An 18,830-nucleotide genomic window follows, 5' to 3' on the forward strand; every position below is an offset into this window, starting at 1 on the left:
GCCCAGGGCTATCGTCCTCATCCCCTTCATCTGAAACGCGTTCACCGTCCCGACGTATATCATCAGCAAGAAGACGGACAGGGAGAGTACGAAGCGCCCCCACTCGATCAGGCGGCGAAGCGGCGCCGGAAGGTGCGGAACCACGAAGTCGATCACCATGTGATCCCCCCTCAGGGCCGCTCCAAGGGCACCGACCATCACCATCCACACCAGGGAGAAGCGAGCCGCCTCCTCGGTCCATATAAGAGAGCTCTTGAAAACGTAGCGGCACATCACTCCGATGATGATATCGCCGACGTTTATCGCCAGAAGTATGCAGGCGCCCCAAGCACTGATCCGCTCAAGCCTTCGGAGCCAAGCAGAGCCAAGGGCACCTGCGCTATCGTTTAAACCGACGCCGTTTTGCATTGGCAGCAAGAATCCGACCCGGCTACTCTTTCGCCTTCTCGTTGGCTCGTCTTGCGCACTGGAGCGACTTCTCCAGCCAATCCTCGCCGACCGTCTCCTTGAGCCACTCGACGTAGGCGGGCTGTCCGGCGCTTCGGAAGGTCTCCATCTCCTCGTCGTTCGGGTAACAGGCTATCATGCCCCTCTCCACCAGGAAGTCGATGTCCTTCTGGTCCTGTATGGCCATTGCCTCGCGGTTGAGGACGTTGGCCTTCTTCGCCGCGTCAAGGACGACGACCCTGTGCTCTTCCGGCAAAGAGTCCATCAGGTCCCCGTTGATCACCAGGAACTGGTCCGAGTACTGGATGTTCGCAAGGGTCAGGTATTTTTGGACCTCTTGGAGGCTGCCCATCTTGATGTACATCGCCGGATTCATCTGACCGTCCACTACGCTGGTCTTAAGCGCCAGGTAGAGCTCTGTCCACGGGACAGGTGTGCCGCTTGCGCCGAAGGACTTGTAGAGTATCACCTGTCCCTCGTCCATGCCGCGGAACTTCAGTCCCTCGAAGTCCTCCGCCCTCCTGATCTCCCTGACGTTATTGGTGAAGGCAAGGAACCCGCCCTCCTCGACCGCCTCGACCAGGTAGGCCCCGGTGCGGGCGTGGAACTCCTCCTTCGCGTCGTTCCAGAACTGGCTCTCGTCGAAGAAGAAGTGCGCCGCCTTGAAGCTGTCGAACATGAAGGGGACCGCGGAGGCGTAGATCTCGGGGAAGACCGGTGCGACACCGGCGAAGGAGGCCACGTTCATGATCGGGAGGTTCATCCCCTGCTTAAGCAGAAGCTCCATCCGCTCCTCCTCGTTCCCCAACTGGCTGTCAGGGAAGAGTTCGATGATCACCTCGCCGCCCGTCCCCTCCTCCACCAGTCTCTTGAAGTTCGAGGCGAACAGGTGCACAGCGTTGTTCTCCTCGTCAGCGGGGCCGTTGTAGGACATCTTTACCTCAACCGCCGCCTCCGAGCCGACCGGTAGGACAAGGGCGCAAAACCCCAACACCGCCGCAAGAGCAAACAACTTGAAGCACTTCATCGGGCTCACCATCCTTTCATGATTCGCCGGGGAAACCGGCTTGCTGAAAAAACTTCTGGACTCTTGAACTGTGCATAATAGTACACCAAAACAGCCGGCGATATAAGGGACTTTCGACCCGGTTGGCCGAGTTCTAACCGCCTTGATGCCGCCTGTCCGTCCGGAGGGCCGCCCTGTCGGGGAAGTCGGCCCCCACTCCCGTACGGCGGATCCTCAGCATCTCTCCCAGGGCATCGTAAAGCCCCCCGCAGCACGACAGATCCCCGTTTTCAACGATTATGCGGGCAAACTTGTTCTGCGCGTCCCACAGGTCCATCTCGAGCCCCTGGTCCCTGAAAAAGAGCAGCAGCTCCATTATCCGGCGAAGGGCGAGCTCGTCGAGGGGCGAGCGCTCGAGCGAGTCGAAGAGCCTCTTCAGCAGGCTCATACCGGAGTGCCTGACGAAGGCCGAGTCGACATGGATACCGAGGCGCGTCCCCCCGGAGATCTTCTTTTCTATCAGCTTGATGTCCGGCTGCTCTGCCTCGAAGTCATGCCTCAGATCGTCGTTTAGCACCACCTCCGCCGCGCTCCTGAGCACGTCCGGGATCGGCATGCCGATGTCGGTGAGGTAGAAGAGCAGGTCGGAGTAGCCGGAGACCGTCCGTCTCAAAGAGGAGACCACCTCTTCCACATCGGCTGATATTATCCTGTTGAGTATGCGCTGCTGATCGTCCTTGAAGAGGTGACGGAAGGAGAAGGTGTTGTGCCCGAAGACCTCGACCAACGTCCTCTCGTTCCCCTCCCTCAGCGAGTCCTCAAGCCTCTCGGCGAAGCCATCCTCTGCGAAGGCGCTCTTCTCGGCAACCCCGCAGAGAGCCTTCCTGCCTCCGACGTGCAGAGCCGCGACGAACAGCTCCTTTTCGTCGAGGGTGAGCTCCGAGCGCACGGCCAGGTCGCCTATTACGTAAACCCGCCCGTCCGTCTTCACCCGCCTCATCGAGCAGTACGGGATTCTGTAGGTGTAGAACGAGTCCTCCCGGTCCAACTTCACCTCCCCCTCCGTGCGGGAGAAGAGAGAGGAGAAGGCGTAGTGCGCCCCGGCTCGCAGGAGGTTCGACATGGACGGAGTCACGAATACCTCGAAGACCCTCCTGCCGTTCTCCAGCTCGGCGATGTTGCTCGGCGCCCGCTCCAGCGAGTCCATGAAGGGCGTCCACAGGTCCTCGCCGGGGAAGAGGTATCCGCAAAGCTCCAGGGCCCTTGCCGCGTAGGCCATCACCTGGATGTTCTCGATGCCCGATATGTCGTCGAAGAACCAGCCGCAGCTGGTATACATAAGGTTCAGGTTGAGCTGAAGCTCCATCAGCCGAAGCCCCTTGACCCTCTCGTCGTGCGATAGAGCCCTCCCGGCCTCCCCCTCTACGAAGCCCGCGGGCGACGACCTCGACCGGTCGAAGAAGACGTCGATGTACCTGTTGCGCGCTCCCCACGGGTCGGGGAACAGCCCGGCCGAATCCCTCTCAAACAGAGTCGCGGCCGAATCCCTCAGCCCGTCCATGGCCGCCCGGAGAGGCGCTCGCCAGCTCTGGTTCCAGCCGGGGCGGGAGTGAGCCGAGCAGCCGCAGTCCTCCTTCCACCTGCCGACTCCGTGAACGCAGCTCCACGAGGAGTTCTCGACGATTCTTACCTCCTCCATGGGCGGGTAGAACTCCAGGAACTCTCCGTAGACGGTCAGAGCCGCCTCCCTGGATCTCTCTATCGTGTCCAGGCAGTAGGCCAGGGCCATGTCCCCGTACTTATGATGGTGCCCGAAGGTCTCTCCGTCCGTCGCCACGGAGACGAGTCGCGGGTCTGCCGAGCCGCCTCCACACACGGAGTCGATCAGCATCCTCGCAAAGTCGCCGCCGTTCCTGAGCGCGTCGCCGAACGCGACCTTCTGCGCGAGGGCGCCGTGGTAGAAAAATACCGCGATCTCCCGCCCCGACGAAAGGGAGCATACATAGGGTCGACTGGTGTCCACCCTCTCCCCCGCGACGCCGATCCACGACGAGGATCGGCCGGAGCGCACCGAGTCGGCCTGCCGAGGCGCGAGTATTACGAACCTGATTCCGTTCTCCGTCAAGATATCGAGCGTCTCGGAGTCGACCGCCGTCTCCGGGAGCCACAGGCCCTCCGGATCACGTCCGAAGCGCCTCCTGAAGTCCTCCAACCCCCAGTGGACTTGAGTGATCTTGTCCCTCTTGTTGGCAAGGGGCATGATCATGTGGTTGTAGGCCTGCGCGATCGCCGGTCCGTGACCGGAAAAGCGCCTTGCGCCGAGCCTGTCGGCCTCCAGGATGCACCGGTAGTACTCGGGGCGTTTCTGCTCCATCCATGACAGCAGAGTGGGGCCGAAGTTGAAGCTGATCCTGGAGTAGTTGTTCACTATGCTCCTGATCCAGCCCTGGTCGTCGAAAAGCCGGGCCGCCGCGTTCGGACCGTAGCACTCCTCCGCGATGCGCTCGTTCCAGTCGTGCCACGGAGCGGCCGACTCCTGGATCTCGATCTCTCCGATCCACGGGTTCTCCCTCGGGGGCTGGTAGAAATGACCGTGAAGACATATGAAGCGGTTCAAGAAGATCACTCCCGTCCTTCTCTCTGTTTTCATAGTATACCTCTTTCTTCCTCCCTTAGTGTACAATTAAAAAAAGAAAGGGGGTGCTTTTTCTGGACAGACTCTGCGGGATATTGCTCCCGGTATTCTCCCTCCCGGGGAGATGGGGCATAGGGGACCTTGGACCCGAAGCGACGGGGTTCGTCGGCTTTCTCTCTCGCTCGGGGCAGAGGTTATGGCAAGTGTTGCCCCTTTCGGAGACGGACGGCGCGATGGGAAACTCACCGTACAGCTCGCCGTCCGCATTCGCGGGGAATCACCTCTTCATCCCGCCGGAGGCCCTTGTCGACAGGGGACTTCTGTCGACCGGGGAGCTTGCCGGTGCGCCGGTTTTTCCGGAGGACAGGGTGAACTACGACCTTGCGAGGGACTACAAGGGCAGACTGCTTCGCAGGGCCTTCGAGAGCTTCTCGCCAGTGCCCGACTACGAGCGGTTCCTGGAGGAGCACGGCTATTGGCTTTTCGATTATGCCCTGTACGTTTCAATAAAGCGGCGAATGGAAGGATTGCCGTGGTACGAGTGGCCGGACGGGCTGAAACGCAGGGAGGAAAGAGCGTTGGAGAGGGCCCGCACGGAGCTTCGCGAGGAGATCGACTTCGTCCTTTTCTTGCAGTTCCTCTTCTTCGAGGGCATGGGGCAGTTGAGGAGCGAGTGCGACGCGAAGGGGATAGAGCTGCTCGGCGACATGCCGATCTACGTCAACTACGACAGCTCGGACGTCTGGTCGAACCCCGGCCTTTTCCAGCTGGACGACGATCTCGTCCCGAAGGAGGTCTCCGGAGTGCCGCCCGACTACTTCAGCAGCACCGGGCAGCTCTGGGGCAATCCGCTGTATGACTGGGAGGAGATGGAGAAGGACGGCTTCTCATGGTGGATAAATCGACTTAGGCACTCTTTGTCGATGTTCCACACAGTCAGGATAGACCACTTCCGCGGCCTGTTCGGCTACTGGGCCGTGCCGTGGGGGGACGCCACCGCGGAGAGGGGCGCCTGGCGGGAGGCCCGTCCCGAGGGTTTTTTCCGCTCTGTCGCGGAAAACCTGCCGAGTTCCAGCTTCCTGGCGGAGAATTTAGGCGTCATCACGCCCGACGTCACGGAGGGAATGAAGAGGGGCGGCTTCCCCGGCATGGCGGTGCTGCTATTCGGATTCGGCGGGGACATGAGGGACAACCCCCACATACCGCACAACTACGTCACGGACCTCGCCGCCTACAGCGGGACGCATGACAACAACACCGCCCTTGGATGGTACAGGGAGGATGCCACGGACGCCGAGCGCAAGGCCCTCGCCCGTTACGCGGGGCTTGTCCCGAAGGACAAGGAGGTCCCGGAGATAGTCGTCAGAATGGTGCTCTCCTCAGTTGCGGAGCGGGCCGTCATCCCCCTTCAGGACTACCTGGGGCTCGGAGGGGAGGCCAGGGTCAACAGGCCGGCGACGACCTCCGGCAACTGGGAGTGGAGGGCCCGGGAGCAGTTTTTCACTGAAGAGTTCTCCAAGGGGATAAAGCAACTCGCTGAAATATACGGAAGAAACTAGTGGGGAGGCTTCAAAAACCTGGCCTTTCTCTGGTAAAATCATATATAGAGCATTTTTGCGCTTTGTGAAGTTCGGGCGCAGGGTTTTATATTTTTGTCTTTCTAAAGAGGTGAGCCTTGCTCATGATAACCACGCATCATCAAAGAGAACTGGGTAGTTCGATACGAAGACTTATGGAGACGGATCCGGCCTTCAGGCCCGTTGCCTACCTGTCCATGGAGATCGGGATCAAGGAGTCCATTCCGACATACTCGGGGGGCCTGGGGATACTGGCCGGCGACATACTCAAGAGTGCGGCCGACCTGGGGGTGCCGATCGTCGGCGTCACCCTGCTCTACCGCAAGGGGTACTTTCAGCAGTCCTTCAACACAGACGGCTGGCAGATGGAGAAGCCGGTGCTGTGGCAGCCGGTGCAGGAGCTGACCCTGCTGCCCAACCAGATCACCCTGACCCTGCAGGACAGGGAGGTCCACGTGCGGACCTGGCAGTACGAGATACTCGGCATCTCGGGTCACCCGGTGCCTGTCTTCTTTCTCGACACGGACTTCGAGGACAACCACCCCGACGACCGCAAGCTGACCTGGCACCTTTACGGTGGAGACCAGACCTACAGACTCTGCCAGGAGATGGTGCTGGGCGTCGGTGGACTGAGGATGCTGCGCGACCTCGGGTACAAGAACATAGAGACCTTTCACATGAACGAGGGGCACGCCGGATTCCTCACCCTGGAGCTGATGAGGGAGCAGGGCTACTTCGACGTGGACAAGATCCGAGAGCAGGTGATCTTCACCACTCATACACCCGTGCCGGCCGGGCACGACTTCTTCCGATTCGACCTGGTGGACAGGGTGATCTCGCAACAGGCCTCGATGAACCTGAAACGCATGCTCCCGAATTCCGACGGGGTTTCGATGACCGAGTTGGGGATCCGCTTCAGCCGCTATGTCAACGCCGTGTCGAAAAAGCACGCCGAGGTGAGCAGGAAGATGTTCTCCATGCCGGAGATAGACTGGATCACCAACGGCATACATCCGGGGACGTGGATAAGCAACGGCATAAGAAGGCTGCTGAACGCCCACATACCCGGCTGGGAGCATGACCCCGGCAGGCTGGTACAGGCGGTTAAGATCCCGCCGGACGAGATCTGGAGCGCGCACCAGGCGTCGAAGCTGCGCCTGCTGGCGTTGATCATGGAGCAGACCAAACAGCAGTTCGACCTGAACACCCTGACGATAGGCTTCGCCAGGCGGGCCGCCACGTACAAGAGGGCCGACCTGCTCTTCTCCAACATAAAGCGGCTGCTGGAGGTCGGGGCCAACAGGATCCAGCTTGTCTTCGCGGGAAAATCGCACCCGAGGGACGACGGGGGGAAGGCCGTGCTTCAGCGGCTGCTGAACGTCTCACAGAAGGTGGGGGACATGATTCCCATCGTCTTCCTGGAGGACTACGACATGGACAAGGGCGCGATGATAACGCAGGGGGTCGACCTCTGGCTGAACACCCCGATCAGGCCGCGCGAGGCATCCGGCACCAGCGGCATGAAGTGCGCGATAAACGGTGTGATGAACTTCTCCGTTCTGGACGGATGGTGGATAGAGGGATGGATGGAGGACGCGACGGGATGGTCCATCGGGCCCGACCCGATGGAGTCGGACATGATCCACTACGACGAGTCGCTGGACGTGAACGACCTGTACGACAAGCTGGAGAACAAGATCATCCCCACCTACTACGACAACCGCGAGAAGTGGATATGGATGATGCAGAGGAACATCGCGTTCAACGGCAGCTACTTCAACACTCACAGAGTGGTCCGCGAGTACTGCGAGAAGGCCTACAACGTCAGCTTCCGGGGGATGTGATCGTCCATGGCGAAAGCGGCCGCCGGCAAGAGGACAAGGGTGCTGCATATCTCCCCCGAGGCCGTCCCTTTCTGCAAGGTCGGAGGGCTCGGGGACGTGGCTGGTTCGCTGCCGCGCGCCCTCAGGAAAACAGGGATCGACAGCAGGCTGCTGATACCCGCGTGGGACGGAGTGCTGGACTCTGTCCGCGACGGAGGGAAGAGGCTGCGAAAGGCATCGTTGGATGTCTGCGTCTCGATCGACTGGCGCGTGCACAGGGGCGTCGTCTGGAGCGCCTCCTTGGACGGACTCACGGTCCACTTCCTCGAGTCCCCGCTCTTCCAAGGGAGGGAGATCTATCCTGACGACCTCGACCAGCACACTGTGCTTCCATTCGTCTTTTTGTCGCAGGCGGCGCTGGAGCTGGGCGAGGCGGCGAGATGGACGCCCGACATATTGCACTGCCACGACTGGGGCACCGCGCCCCTGATCACGTCCCTGATGTGGCACAGGCACTACCGGACGAGGCGGTCCGAGTTCGAGACGGTCTTCACGATACACAACCTCGCGCACCAGGGATTCCTCCCTCTGCACTCCCCGCGCGACTGGGGACTGGACGAGGACGCCTTCACGGTCGATGCGCTGGAGTTCTACGGGATGACCAACCTGATGAAGGGAGCGATAGCGGGCGCCTCCGCCGTGACCACCGTCAGCCCCTCCTACGCGCGCGAGATCCAGACCGACGAGGGGGGCGCGGGGCTCGGCGGGCTGCTGAGAAGCCATGGCTTCAAGGTCAGGGGCATCCTGAACGGACTCGACGGCGATGCCTGGAATCCGGCCAGGGATCCTCTCATCCCCGCCAACTACTCGATGAGCAACATGGCGGGCAAGAAGAAGTGCAAGAGGGCCCTTCTCGAGAGGTGCGGCTGGAAGGACGACGGACGTCCTGTCTTCGTGTCGGTGGGGCGAATGGTGGATCAGAAGGGGTTCGACATATTCATACCGGCCATGGGGGATATGATGGACAGGGGGTGCAGGCTCTTCATAGTTGGGAGCGGTCAGCCCGAGTACGAGGGGGCCCTCCGGAGCCTGTCCGAGAGTCGCCCGGATTCGATCTCGGCCTTCATCGGCTACGACGAGGGGATCGCCCACCTTGCTTACGCAGGGGGGGATTTCTTCCTGATGCCGTCGAAGTTCGAGCCGTGCGGCCTGTCGCAGCTCATATCCCTACTGTACGGGACCCCGCCCGTGGCCCGCTCGGTGGGAGGATTGGCGGACACTGTCTTCGAGCATGGCTCCCCGGGCGGCAACGGCTTTCTGTTCTTCGACTACTCCACCGGTGCTTTCGTCACGGCAGTTGATAAGGCCCTCCGCCTCTTCCACGACGACCCGAGGGGCTATCGGGCCCTGCAGAGGGTGGGAATGGAGGCGGACTACTCGTGGGACAACTCGGCGCCATTGTACGTGGACATGTACCGTTCGATACTGCCCGGTGCGGGCGACTCCGCGGATTGAAGTCGCCCGCCCGTCTTGAAACAGATTGACGACACCATATAAATGAGGAGGGGAAAGACCATGCAGTCCGGGAAATACGGTCGAATACTGGGAATGGTACTGGCCGGCGGTAAAGGCGAGCGCCTGATGCCGCTCACCAAGTACAGGGCGAAACCGGCGGTCCACTTCGCGGCCAAATACCGAATCGTGGATTTCGCTCTTTCCAACCTCGTCAACAGCGGCGTTTTCGCTATCTACGTGCTTGTTCAGTTCAAGAGCCAGTCGCTGAACGAGCATATCGAGAGGGGATGGCAGTTCGGCGGGGCCCTAAGGGGACGCGACTACTTCATAACCCTCGTCCCGGCGCAGATGTGGCGGGGCGAACACTGGTTCCAGGGAACGGCCGACGCTGTCTATCAGAACCTGCACCTGGTGACACTCTTCGACGCGGACAGGATTTGCATATTCGCCGCGGACCACGTCTACAAGATGGACGTGGACCAGATGATCGAGTACCACATCGACAAGCAGGCGGACGTCACCGTCGCCGCTAACGTTGTCCCGTCGTCGGAGGCCTCGGCCTTTGGCTGCATAGAGACGGACGACACCGGCAGGATCGTCGGCTTCGTGGAGAAGCCGGAGTTCCCGCCCGAAATCCCGGGGAAGCCCGGCTTCTCGTACGTCTCGATGGGGAACTACATCTTCGAGCGGGAGATACTGGAGGAGTCGCTGATCGAGGACGCCCACCAGCCCACCAGCCACGACTTCGGGCGGGACATAATCCCGAAGCTGGTGCCGGGGGCTAGGGTCTTCGCCTACGACTTCTCGACCAATGCCCTGCCCGGCAGGCTCTCGGTGCACTGGAGGGAGGACAAGCCCTACTGGCGCGACGTGGGGACGATCAAGACCTACTGGGAGGCCCACATGGAGCTGCTTGACTTCGAGTCCGAGATGACCTTCTACAACCCCCAGTGGCCGGTCAGGACCGTGTCGTACGCCGACCCGCCGTCCTACGTCTGCCCGGTGGAGGGCCGAGCCTGCCACGTGCAGAGCACCCTGGCCGCAGAGGGAAGCCGCGTACTGGCCGCAAGGGTGGAGTCGTCGGTCCTGTCCAGGAACAGCGCCGTGATGCCGGGCGCCTCCGTGGAGCAGTCGATAATCGGCGAGGGCGTCGTGATCGGGGAGAACAGCAGGTTGCGCAAGGTGATCGTGGACAGCCACAACATCATCCCTCCGAACACAGAGATAGGGTTCGACCCGGAGAAGGACGCGGAGCTTTACACATTGGACAGGAACTCCGGCGTAGTCATAGTCGGAATGCCCAAGATGCAGCTTCGAAAAGCCATGGAACAGCCCAAGGGCCCCTTCTACTGGTCCAACCTGAGCTGACGGTAAGAGAGGAGGCGCACGCCTCCTCTCTTTTTTATCCTACTGCTTCCGCTATTTGAATATCGACTCCAGTATCTTCTCCTTGATTATGTCCTCCGGTTTCTTCTCGGGCTCCGGTTCGGGAGCAGGCTCGGGAGCAGGAGCGGGCGTCACCTCGGGCACCGGCTCCGGTTTGACCACGGGCTTGACGATCTGGTCTATGATGACCTGTTCGATTGTCTTCGGTTGCTCCTCCACCGGGACCACAGGCTGCTCCACGGGAGGTTTAAGGGGCTGTTCGCCGCCGGGCGCAGGGGCTATCTTCAGATTCGAGAAGCCCGGCTTCTCCGTCGTGCCCCCGAGGGTGAATGAGACATCCCGGAAGTCGGCCTTCTCCATGCCGCTCTGAAGGCCGCCCAGCACTCCCTTAAGCGCGTCCTGCAGCGACGTCGCTGTGAGGCCGCCTATCGCGCCTCCAGTGAGGGCGTTCAGCACCTGCAGGTTGACGTTGCCCGCGCACTGCAGCGCCAGGGCCTTGTTGGGCCCGACAGGACCCTCCGCAGTCAGGAACTTGTAGAGCGGGTCGTTCTGCGGCGCGGTGGCCTTGGTCCCCTTCTCAAGGATGAAGCGCCCGGTCTCAAGCCTGAATGGAACCGATACGTTCGAGTACCTGACGCCGCTCTTGTACAGCGCGGTCAGTATCTGGACCCCCTTGAAGCCGGTGATCGATCCCTCGCCTATGGTCAAGGCACCCTTGCCCGAGTAGGAGAGCTTCGGGTCCAGCCCGCCGGATATGCTGACAGATCCGCCGGCATGTCCGCCGATCTTTCCCTCCATGCCGCCGGTGAAGTCCTGCGCGACCCCGTTCACGTCCACACCGCTCAGCTCGAGCGAGTGAGAGAACTTCATCGTGCCGATGTCCAGCGCGCCGCCCCCCTTCACAGTCCCGCCGTAGAACGAGACCGAGGCCCCTTTCGACGAGAGGGAGTTGCCGTCAAGCGATATGGGATAGGAGAGGTTCGCCAGCTTAAGCCCCATCACAGTGAGGGCCGGGGACGTGATCGAACCCTGCCCCTTGCCCGCCGCTCCTGCAAATCTGCCATTGAACGAGACGTTGGCCTTGCCGCTGATGCCCAGCTCCTTCGCATCCGGCATGCCTGATACCAGCGACGCCAGGTCGAGGTCGCCGCCGGACAGGTCGATGGTGACGTCCGGGGTGGCCCCCATGGTCACGCTTCCCTTGGCGGACAACATGCCTCCTCCAAACCCCGCCTTTACCTCGTCGATATTCATCTTGTCCGCGTTCCCGGACAGGGCGAACGACAGGTCGGTGGCGGTCATGCCGGCTGCGGAGATCTTCGGAGAGCCCCCCTTGACCGTTATCGACGGGGAGTCGAGCGATCCCTTCACGGCTACGGTTCCGTCGAGCACCCCCGCAAGGGGGACTCCAAGCCCGCCCACCGAGGAGAGGGCCGCCAAGTCAGCCTTCGAGACTGTCACGGCGAGGTCTAGTCCTCCCGGGTCCCCCGCCTTCGCGGGCAGGGCTATCGAACCGGACGCGGAGAGGGACCCCGCTCCGCTCTTCGCGGAGGCGGACTGTATGTTCAGCGAGTTTCCGGCCTTCTTCAGCTTCAACACCAGGTCGGAGAAGCCCATTCCGGCCGCGGCCGCCTGGGAGGCGGATATGTCCAGGTCGAGGTCTGCCCTCTCTAAGGCCTTCAGGTCGCCCGCGAGCATCGTGGAGGCCTTGAGTCCCTTGAGGGTCACGTCCTTGACGCCGAGGCTGGCAGACGAGAGGACCAGGTCAATCCTCGGGGACGTCGCACTGCCCTTGATCACGGCCTTCGCGGTCACAGCGCCCTTTATCCCGTACTGAGCCATATCGGGGTAGAAGGGGGCGAGAGCGCCCGGCTGCAGGTTCTCCATTACCGCCGTGATATCAAGTTTGTCCCCTCCGTCGACCGTCCCCGACGCGCTGATGGAGGCACCGCGCCACTTCGCCGAAGCGCTCGACACCGCGACCCTCTCACCCTTCAGGACGAGGGTCACGGACGGGGACTCCAGGAGCTCCTTCATCACGGAGATCTTCTCGCTCCACGCCTTCACGGACAGGTCCGGCGTCGCGGGAGTTCCCTTTATCGATATGTCCACATGGGTGCCGCCCTGCAGCGCCAGCTCCTTCAACTGAGGGAAGGAGGCCGCGATCTTCGGCAGGTTCAGGTTCCTTATGTTCGCCGTCAGGTCGAGCTTGGGCGCGGTCATATAGTCCGCGACCGTCCCCTGCGCCGTTATTGGCGCGCCCTCGAACTGTGACTTCGCGCTCACGTTCGCGGCGGTAGGAGTCAGCTTGACCTGCGCACGCGACTCGGTCACCGAGTACCCCATCATGCCAAGTGTCGGTGCGCTGAACTCGATCACTCCCGATAAACTGTCCGTCGAGCCCCCGAGCTTGATGGCGAACCTGTCGATACTCCCGGAGACGTCCCCGAGGTCAGGGTAGACCTTCTTGAGCTCGGCCAGCTCAATGCCCGAGCCGGAGAGGACGAGATCCACCACGGGTGTCTTCCCCTCGGCGAAGGCCAGCGACATCTCACCCGCCAGGGGCATTCCCATCACCCTGGCGTCCAGCCCCGCCACGGAGAGCCTGTCCACGCCCAGCGACCACTTCGCGCTCAGGCTGTCCACCGGATAGCCCAGGATGGACTTTCCGGAGTAGTCCAGGTCGCCCGCGAGCAGAGGAGAGTTCCACTCCCCCTCGCCCTTGAAGGAGAGGGACAGGGTACCGTCGAAGCCCTCGGGGGAGAGGGCCGGCCAGAAGGAGGCCAGCTCCGCCAGATCCAGGCCCTTCACAGCTCCCGAGACCCCCAGCGATGGGGCCACCCTCCCGGAAGCGGCCACCGAGCCCTTGCCGAGGTCCAGCGACAACGACCGTATCTCGGCGCCACCACCCTCGAGCAGAGCCGCTACAGACCCCTTCACCGGGATTCCGTTGACCGAGAGGTTCACCTCCGCCTGGATCTCCGGGCCTCTGACCGACAGATCAACCTTGGAGATGTCAGCCCTGCCCCACTTCGACACGACTTTGCTCTCCTCGAAGCGAATGACGTCTATCGGGATCTCGCCGTCGCCGCCGCCCTCGAACTCCAGCTGAGCGACCTGCTCCGCCAGCTCGTCCGCGTCCATCTCCACCCCTCCGACCGAGAGCATGCTCAGCCTGGGCGACTTCGACAGCAGGGACATCAGGTTCAAGGAGACGTCGATGTACCGGGCGCTGAAGAGAGGCGCGCCCGCCTTTGTCAGAGAGACCCCTTTCAACGAGAAGCCCCTGATCGGATTGCCTCCGACCTCCTCCACCGCGAGGTCGGCGTCCATGAGCTCCTTCACGGCCGAGCCCGCCTCCCTCACCACCAGGTCGCCCGCGAAGTTCATCGTCCACAAGCCCCCCGCGGCGACCGCCAGAAGCAGGACCAGCGCGATCAGCACTTTCTTCATTTCTCTCTACCTCCTTTTTTACCCAAGGGCGCTTAATTATGAATCGATTGTGCAAAATCCATTGTTGATTATAGCATTCAAACGCTCCAAGCGTCAGAAGAGCACTCCCTCCGCCACCATGGCCGTTCTGCCCCTCAGGGACGCGGATACACTCTTGCCGTCCCGGTCGAACGAGAGTGTCACTCCGTTTATCCCTCCGGGGTTGGTCACCTCGATGGAGGCGCTGGACACGGGGCCGCCTTCCCGCATGACCCAAGCTATCGCCGACGCGGTGGAGCCGGTGCCGCACGAGTCGGTCAGGTCCTCCACTCCCCTCTCGTAGGTCACGGATTTTATCCTCGCTCCGTCTATTCCCTCGACGAAGCTGACATTTGCGCCCCGGGGGAAGAGGTCGGCGTTGTACCTGAGCTCGCGACCGGCGGAGATCATCTCCTCGCGCGAGAGCTCCGCTCCTTCCAAGAAGAGCACCAGGTGAGGCACTCCCACTGTCATGAACGACGCCCTGAACACCCTGTCCAGGGCCTTCCTCCGGTGGTTGAACCATGAACCGGATAGTGGGATCACGCCCATGTCGAGATCCACGAAGGGGGGATCGACAGATGCCCTCATGACGCCCGCCAGGGTCGAGAAGGTCTGCTCGGCCCCGGCGATCCCCTTATGGAAGGCGTATCTGGCGATGCAGCGAGCGCCGTTGCCGCACATCTCCCCCTCGCTGCCGTCTGCGTTGAACAGGCGCATCCTGTAGTCCGCGCCCTCGTCGCTCTCCACAAGCAGGATTCCGTCCGCGCCGAGCGAGCTGCGTCTCTCGCAGTAACGCCTGGCCATCTCCGCGAGCTCATCCGTCGCGTAAACACCCTCCCTGTCGTCGATCACTATGAAGTCGTTTCCATTGCCGTGCATCTTCATGAAGGGGATCATCCTCATTCGCCTCCTTCCCTTGCTCATCATTCTACACTACACTTATCATCGGCTTTTTGCTATGATCGTTTACATAAGAAGCTCCGCGACAGGGAGGAAGTGGCATGAAAAGAGAGGAGTTTATCCGGTGGATAGAGAAACACGACTGCGTCGTGCCCTTGGACGGGGGCATGGGGACGCTTCTCGCCGACAAGGGGTGGAGCCCCCCGTCGCTCCCCGAGGAGATGAACATGTCCGCACCGGAGATAGTGGAGTCCATTCACTCCTCCTACGTCAAGGCCGGTGCAGCGATTATAGAGACCAACACCTTCGGCGGAACGCCGGTCAAGATGGCTCATCGAGGCCTGTCGGACAGGGCGCGGGAGATAAACGAGCGTGCCGCGCGGCTCGCTAAAAAAGCAGCGCAAAGCGTAGCACTCGTGGCAGGCTCGGTGGGGCCGTTGGGCGAGCTGCTGACGCCGTTCGGACCTCTCTCCTTCGACGAGGCTTACGAGGCCTTTCGCGCGCAGATGGGGGGGCTGGTCGCGGGTGGCGTGGATCTGCTGCTGATCGAGACCATGATCGACCTCCGCGAGGCGAAGGCAGCTGTCATGGCCGCCAGGGATGTCGCGCCCGGCACGGCCTTCGTGGTCAGCTTCACCTTCGACCAGAAGGGGCGCACTGTCACCGGCACGCCGCCCGAGGTGGCGGCCCGGTGGGCGCGCCTGATGGGAGCGGCGGGAGTCGGGGCGAACTGCGGCGTGGGGCCCGAGGCGTACGTGCCGGTCGCAAAGGTCCTGAACGAACACGCCGGGATCCCTGTCTTCGTCTACGCCAACGCCGGACTGCCCAGCGACGGAGAGTACTGCCCGCCGGATTCCTTCGCCGACTGGGGGCGAAAGCTCGCCGAGGCAGGGGCAACTGTAGTCGGTGGCTGCTGCGGCTCCACACCGGAGTACATTTCAAAACTTGCAGCGGCGCTGAAGGGAGTCAGACAGCGCAGGAGCGAGCCAGTCCTGGGCACTCCCCTGGCCAGCCGGAGTAAGCTCGTCCTCGCCGGAGGAGGACACCCCTTCCGCGTCATCGGAGAGAGGATCAACGTGTCGCGCAAATCCCCGCTCAGGGACGAGGTCGAGCGAATGGTCTGGACGACTCTCAGGGAGGAGGCACGCCTGCAGGACCAGGCGGGAGCGGACATCATCGACGTGAACGTCGGCCTCCCCTCGATAGACCAGGAGACGGCCATGGCCGCTGCGGTCACCGCGGCCGGGCAGTCGACGCAGGCGCCCCTGTCGATAGACAGCGACAGCCCGTCTGTCATCGAAGCAGGCCTTGCGGCTGTCACCGGCATCCCCCTGCTCAACTCGTTCACCGCGAAGGAGGACGTGCTGCTGCCGGGATTGGCCCTGGCGGCGAGGCACGGCGCGTCCGTGATAGTCCTCCCCATCGACGAGGAGGGCCTGCCGGAGAGCATCGAGGCGCGGCGATCCGTGATACGAAAGGTTCTGAGGGCGGCTGACTCCGCCGGGTTCCCCAGGGAGGGACTGATGATAGACGGGCTGACTCTTGCGGCGGGCGCGGATCACGATGCACCTAAGGTCACGCTCGACGCCCTGTCCTACCTCTCGGACGAGGGCATTGCCTCCGTGCTGGGCGTCAGCAACATCTCGCACGGCATGCCCGCCCGCTCCCTGCTGAACAGGACCTTCACGGCCATGGCGATGGCCGCGGGGCTTGACGCCGCTATAATCAACCCGCTCGACAGGTCCATGATGGAGGCGATTTCGGCCTCGGAGCTGCTGGCGGGGCGCGACCCGGAGGGACGCAGGTTCATCGCTGCCTCCCCGTCTTTCCAGTCCCGGGCCGCCGAACGGCAGGCGAAAGAGGCCCCTGCCGCCGCGAAGGCGGAGGAGACACTGCCAGTCGAGGAGTCGATGCTGCCCCTCTCCCTCTCCATACTGAGGGGCGACGAGCAGCAGGCGCACGAGCTTGCGAAAGAGCTGCTCGACTCGGGGGAAACGCCCCTGGAGCTGGTGAATAGGGCGGTGATCCCCGCGCTCGAGGAGGTCGGCGGGCGGTACGACCGGGGCGAGTTCTTCCTTCCGCAGCTGATCTCGTCGGCCGCCTCGGCCCAGAGGGCGTGCGACCTGGCGATGGAGATCATAGAGAAGGCCGGAGGGACGGCCGAGAAGGGCAGGGTGCTTCTCGCCACTGTGGAGGGCGACCTGCACGACCTCGGCAAGAACGTGGTCGGAACGGTGCTGAAGAGCCACGGCTATCGGGTCGCCGACCTCGGCAAGGACGTCCCCGCGGCCAGGATAATCGAAGAGGCGGAGAGGGGCGGTTTCGACATAGTGGGGCTGTCGGCCCTGATGACATCGACCATGAAGGGCATGGCGGAGACGGCGCAGGAGCTGTCACGACGCCTTCCCGGCGTGTTCGTTATAGTAGGCGGCGCCTCCGTCAGCGAGGGGTACGCCCGTTCGATAGGCGCGCACGGTTACGCGCCTGACGCGGTGAGCGCGGTCCGCCTGGTGGAGTCGTTGCTCGCCGGCAGAGATGACAAGAAGCGAGGAGAATAGCCCGTATGCACATACATGAACTGTTGCGCCACAAGCATCACGCCATATCGTTCGAGATCTTTCCGCCCAAGCCGGAGTCGTCTATCGAGACGGTCTACTCGACTATCGCGGACCTGAAACCTCTCTCCCCGGAGTTCATCAGCGTCACCTACGGTGCCGGGGGGAGCAGCAGAGACCGCACCGTCGAGATAGCCTCCGCGGTGCGGAACCGCTGGGGACTGGTTTCGCTGGCCCATTTGACCTGCATGGGCTCCTCTCCCGCGGAGGTGGAGGGAGTGCTTGAGGAATTGGAGCAGGAGGGGGTCAGGAACATCCTGGCGATGCGGGGAGACCCCCGCCCCGAGGGAGGGGAAAACCACTTTCCCTACGCGGCCGACCTGATCAGGCACATAAGACGGGGGCACTTCAGCGATTTCTCCATAGGCGCGGCCTCCTACCCGGAGGGACACCCCGAGTGCCCGTCGTTCGAGAAGGATCTGGTCCACCTGAAGGAGAAGGTCGACGCGGGAGTGGACTTCCTGGTAACCCAGCTATTCTTCGACAACGAGATCTTCTTCCGCTTCATGGAGCGTGTGCGCGCCATCGGCATCGAGATCCCGGTGCTCGCCGGGGTGATGCCGGTGCTGAACTCCCGCCAGATAGGCAGGATAGTCTCCCTGTGCGGCGCGTCGATCCCACCTCGCTTCGCCCGCATAATGTCTCGCTACGAGCACAACCCGGAGGCTCTGGCCGAGGCCGGGATAGCCTACGCGACGGAGCAGATCATCGACCTGCTCTCCTGGGGCGCGGACGGGGTGCACCTGTACACTATGAACCGCCCGGACGTCGCCCGCCGCATAATGGTCGGCCTGTCGACCGTCCGGAGGGTGCTCAACGGGGAGACCTAGCCTCCGAGGTAGGCCTCCTGCACCTCCGGGTCCTCGGCCAGCTCCGCGCCGGGGCCGCTCTTGACGAACTCGCCGGACTCGAGGATATACCCCCTGTCGGCGATCTCCAGCGCTCGGGCTGCGTTCTGCTCCACCAGCAGCACGGTCATGCCCTCGCCCCTGATCCTCTGGATCGTGCCCATAAGAGCATCCACCAGTATGGGCGCGAGCCCTAGAGACGGCTCGTCCAGCAGCAGAATCCTGGGCCTGCTCATCAGCGCTCGTGAGATCGCGAGCATCTGCTGCTCCCCTCCTGAGAGGGTGCCTGCGATCTGTCTGAGCCTCTGCTTCAGCACCGGGAAGAGGTCGAAGCACCTCTCCATGTCGCCCTCGACCCCGTCGTCGCTCCTGCGGTAGGCGCCCATTACCAGGTTCTCATCCACTGTGAGCTCCGAGAAGAGCCTTCTTCGCTCCGGAACTAGGGCCAGGCCGCGAGCCACGACCTCGTGAGGCTTGGAGGGCAGCTTCTCCCCGAACAGTTTCACGCCGCCCCCGGAGAGCTCCTTGACCCCGGATAGAGCCCACATTATCGTGGACTTGCCCGCGCCGTTCGACCCCACGATGGAGACTATCTCTCCCTCAC

General features: G+C 62.6%; 12 protein-coding genes. 6 read left to right on the forward strand and 6 right to left on the reverse strand.

Annotated features, from left to right (window positions below; genetic code table 11):
* The 3 genes from GX181_07355 to GX181_07365 all read right to left on the reverse strand — a co-directional run.
* Positions 1 to 408 (reverse strand): TRAP transporter small permease (locus tag GX181_07355; GenBank protein ID NLM71757.1); only part of this gene is annotated, 408 nt, incomplete at its 3' end.
* A 22-nt stretch (positions 409 to 430) separates the two neighbouring features.
* Complete coding sequence (dctP, locus tag GX181_07360) at positions 431 to 1,486, reverse strand: TRAP transporter substrate-binding protein DctP (GenBank protein NLM71758.1); 1,056 nt, start codon at positions 1,484 to 1,486, stop codon at positions 431 to 433.
* Positions 1,487 to 1,607: 121 nt separating this feature from the next.
* Entirely contained in the window at positions 1,608 to 4,103 is a 2,496-nt protein-coding gene (locus GX181_07365) for a DUF3536 domain-containing protein (GenBank protein NLM71759.1), read from the reverse strand.
* An 80-nt stretch (positions 4,104 to 4,183) separates the two neighbouring features.
* Between GX181_07365 and malQ the strand changes: the two genes are divergently transcribed.
* From malQ to glgC, 4 genes are all read left to right on the forward strand, one after another.
* Entirely contained in the window at positions 4,184 to 5,647 is a 1,464-nt protein-coding gene (malQ, locus tag GX181_07370) for a 4-alpha-glucanotransferase (GenBank protein ID NLM71760.1), read from the forward strand.
* Between the two features lie 122 nt (positions 5,648 to 5,769).
* On the forward strand, positions 5,770 to 7,509 hold the full coding sequence (gene glgP / locus GX181_07375) for an alpha-glucan family phosphorylase (protein NLM71761.1): 1,740 nt from the start codon (positions 5,770 to 5,772) through the stop codon (positions 7,507 to 7,509).
* A 6-nt stretch (positions 7,510 to 7,515) separates the two neighbouring features.
* Positions 7,516 to 9,003: a glycogen synthase gene (locus GX181_07380; protein ID NLM71762.1), complete on the forward strand. Its 1,488-nt coding sequence runs from the start codon at positions 7,516 to 7,518 to the stop codon at positions 9,001 to 9,003.
* Positions 9,004 to 9,063: 60 nt separating this feature from the next.
* Entirely contained in the window at positions 9,064 to 10,371 is a 1,308-nt protein-coding gene (gene glgC, locus GX181_07385; protein ID NLM71763.1) for a glucose-1-phosphate adenylyltransferase, read from the forward strand.
* 51 nt (positions 10,372 to 10,422) lie between these two features.
* Here glgC and GX181_07390 read toward each other — a convergent pair whose 3' ends face one another.
* Both GX181_07390 and GX181_07395 read right to left on the reverse strand, forming a co-directional pair.
* Positions 10,423 to 13,842, reverse strand: coding sequence for a hypothetical protein (locus GX181_07390; protein ID NLM71764.1), 3,420 nt, complete (start codon positions 13,840 to 13,842; stop codon positions 10,423 to 10,425).
* Between the two features lie 93 nt (positions 13,843 to 13,935).
* Entirely contained in the window at positions 13,936 to 14,760 is an 825-nt protein-coding gene (locus tag GX181_07395) for a diaminopimelate epimerase (GenBank protein NLM71765.1), read from the reverse strand.
* Between the two features lie 104 nt (positions 14,761 to 14,864).
* Between GX181_07395 and GX181_07400 the strand changes: the two genes are divergently transcribed.
* Both GX181_07400 and metF read left to right on the forward strand, forming a co-directional pair.
* Positions 14,865 to 17,321, forward strand: coding sequence for a dihydropteroate synthase (locus GX181_07400; GenBank protein NLM71766.1), 2,457 nt, complete (start codon positions 14,865 to 14,867; stop codon positions 17,319 to 17,321).
* Positions 17,322 to 17,326: 5 nt separating this feature from the next.
* On the forward strand, positions 17,327 to 18,208 hold the full coding sequence (gene metF, locus GX181_07405) for a methylenetetrahydrofolate reductase [NAD(P)H] (GenBank protein ID NLM71767.1): 882 nt from the start codon (positions 17,327 to 17,329) through the stop codon (positions 18,206 to 18,208).
* On the opposite strand, the gene GX181_07410 is transcribed toward metF, so the two are convergent.
* The coding region (locus tag GX181_07410; protein ID NLM71768.1) for an ABC transporter ATP-binding protein at positions 18,205 to 18,830 on the reverse strand (626 nt) is incomplete at its 5' end. The two genes, metF and GX181_07410, sit on opposite strands and share 4 nt — an antisense overlap.

It is taken from the genome of Synergistaceae bacterium (genome assembly GCA_012521675.1).
In the GTDB taxonomy this organism is placed as follows: Bacteria; Synergistota; Synergistia; order Synergistales; family Aminobacteriaceae; genus JAAYLU01.

Bases quoted from the DNA above. Each gene is read 5' to 3' on its own strand.
- dctP (NLM71758.1), bottom strand. From the start codon at position 1,486: ATGGTGAGCCCGATGAAGTGCTTCAAGTTGTTTGCTCTTGCGGCGGTG.
- GX181_07365 (NLM71759.1), bottom strand. From the start codon at position 4,103: ATGAAAACAGAGAGAAGGACGGGAGTGATCTTCTTGAACCGCTTCATA.
- glgP (NLM71761.1), top strand. From the start codon at position 5,770: ATGATAACCACGCATCATCAAAGAGAACTGGGTAGTTCGATACGAAGA.
- GX181_07380 (NLM71762.1), top strand. From the start codon at position 7,516: ATGGCGAAAGCGGCCGCCGGCAAGAGGACAAGGGTGCTGCATATCTCC.
- glgC (NLM71763.1), top strand. From the start codon at position 9,064: ATGCAGTCCGGGAAATACGGTCGAATACTGGGAATGGTACTGGCCGGC.
- GX181_07390 (NLM71764.1), bottom strand. From the start codon at position 13,842: ATGAAGAAAGTGCTGATCGCGCTGGTCCTGCTTCTGGCGGTCGCCGCG.
- GX181_07395 (NLM71765.1), bottom strand. From the start codon at position 14,760: ATGATCCCCTTCATGAAGATGCACGGCAATGGAAACGACTTCATAGTG.
- GX181_07400 (NLM71766.1), top strand. From the start codon at position 14,865: ATGAAAAGAGAGGAGTTTATCCGGTGGATAGAGAAACACGACTGCGTC.
- metF (NLM71767.1), top strand. From the start codon at position 17,327: ATGCACATACATGAACTGTTGCGCCACAAGCATCACGCCATATCGTTC.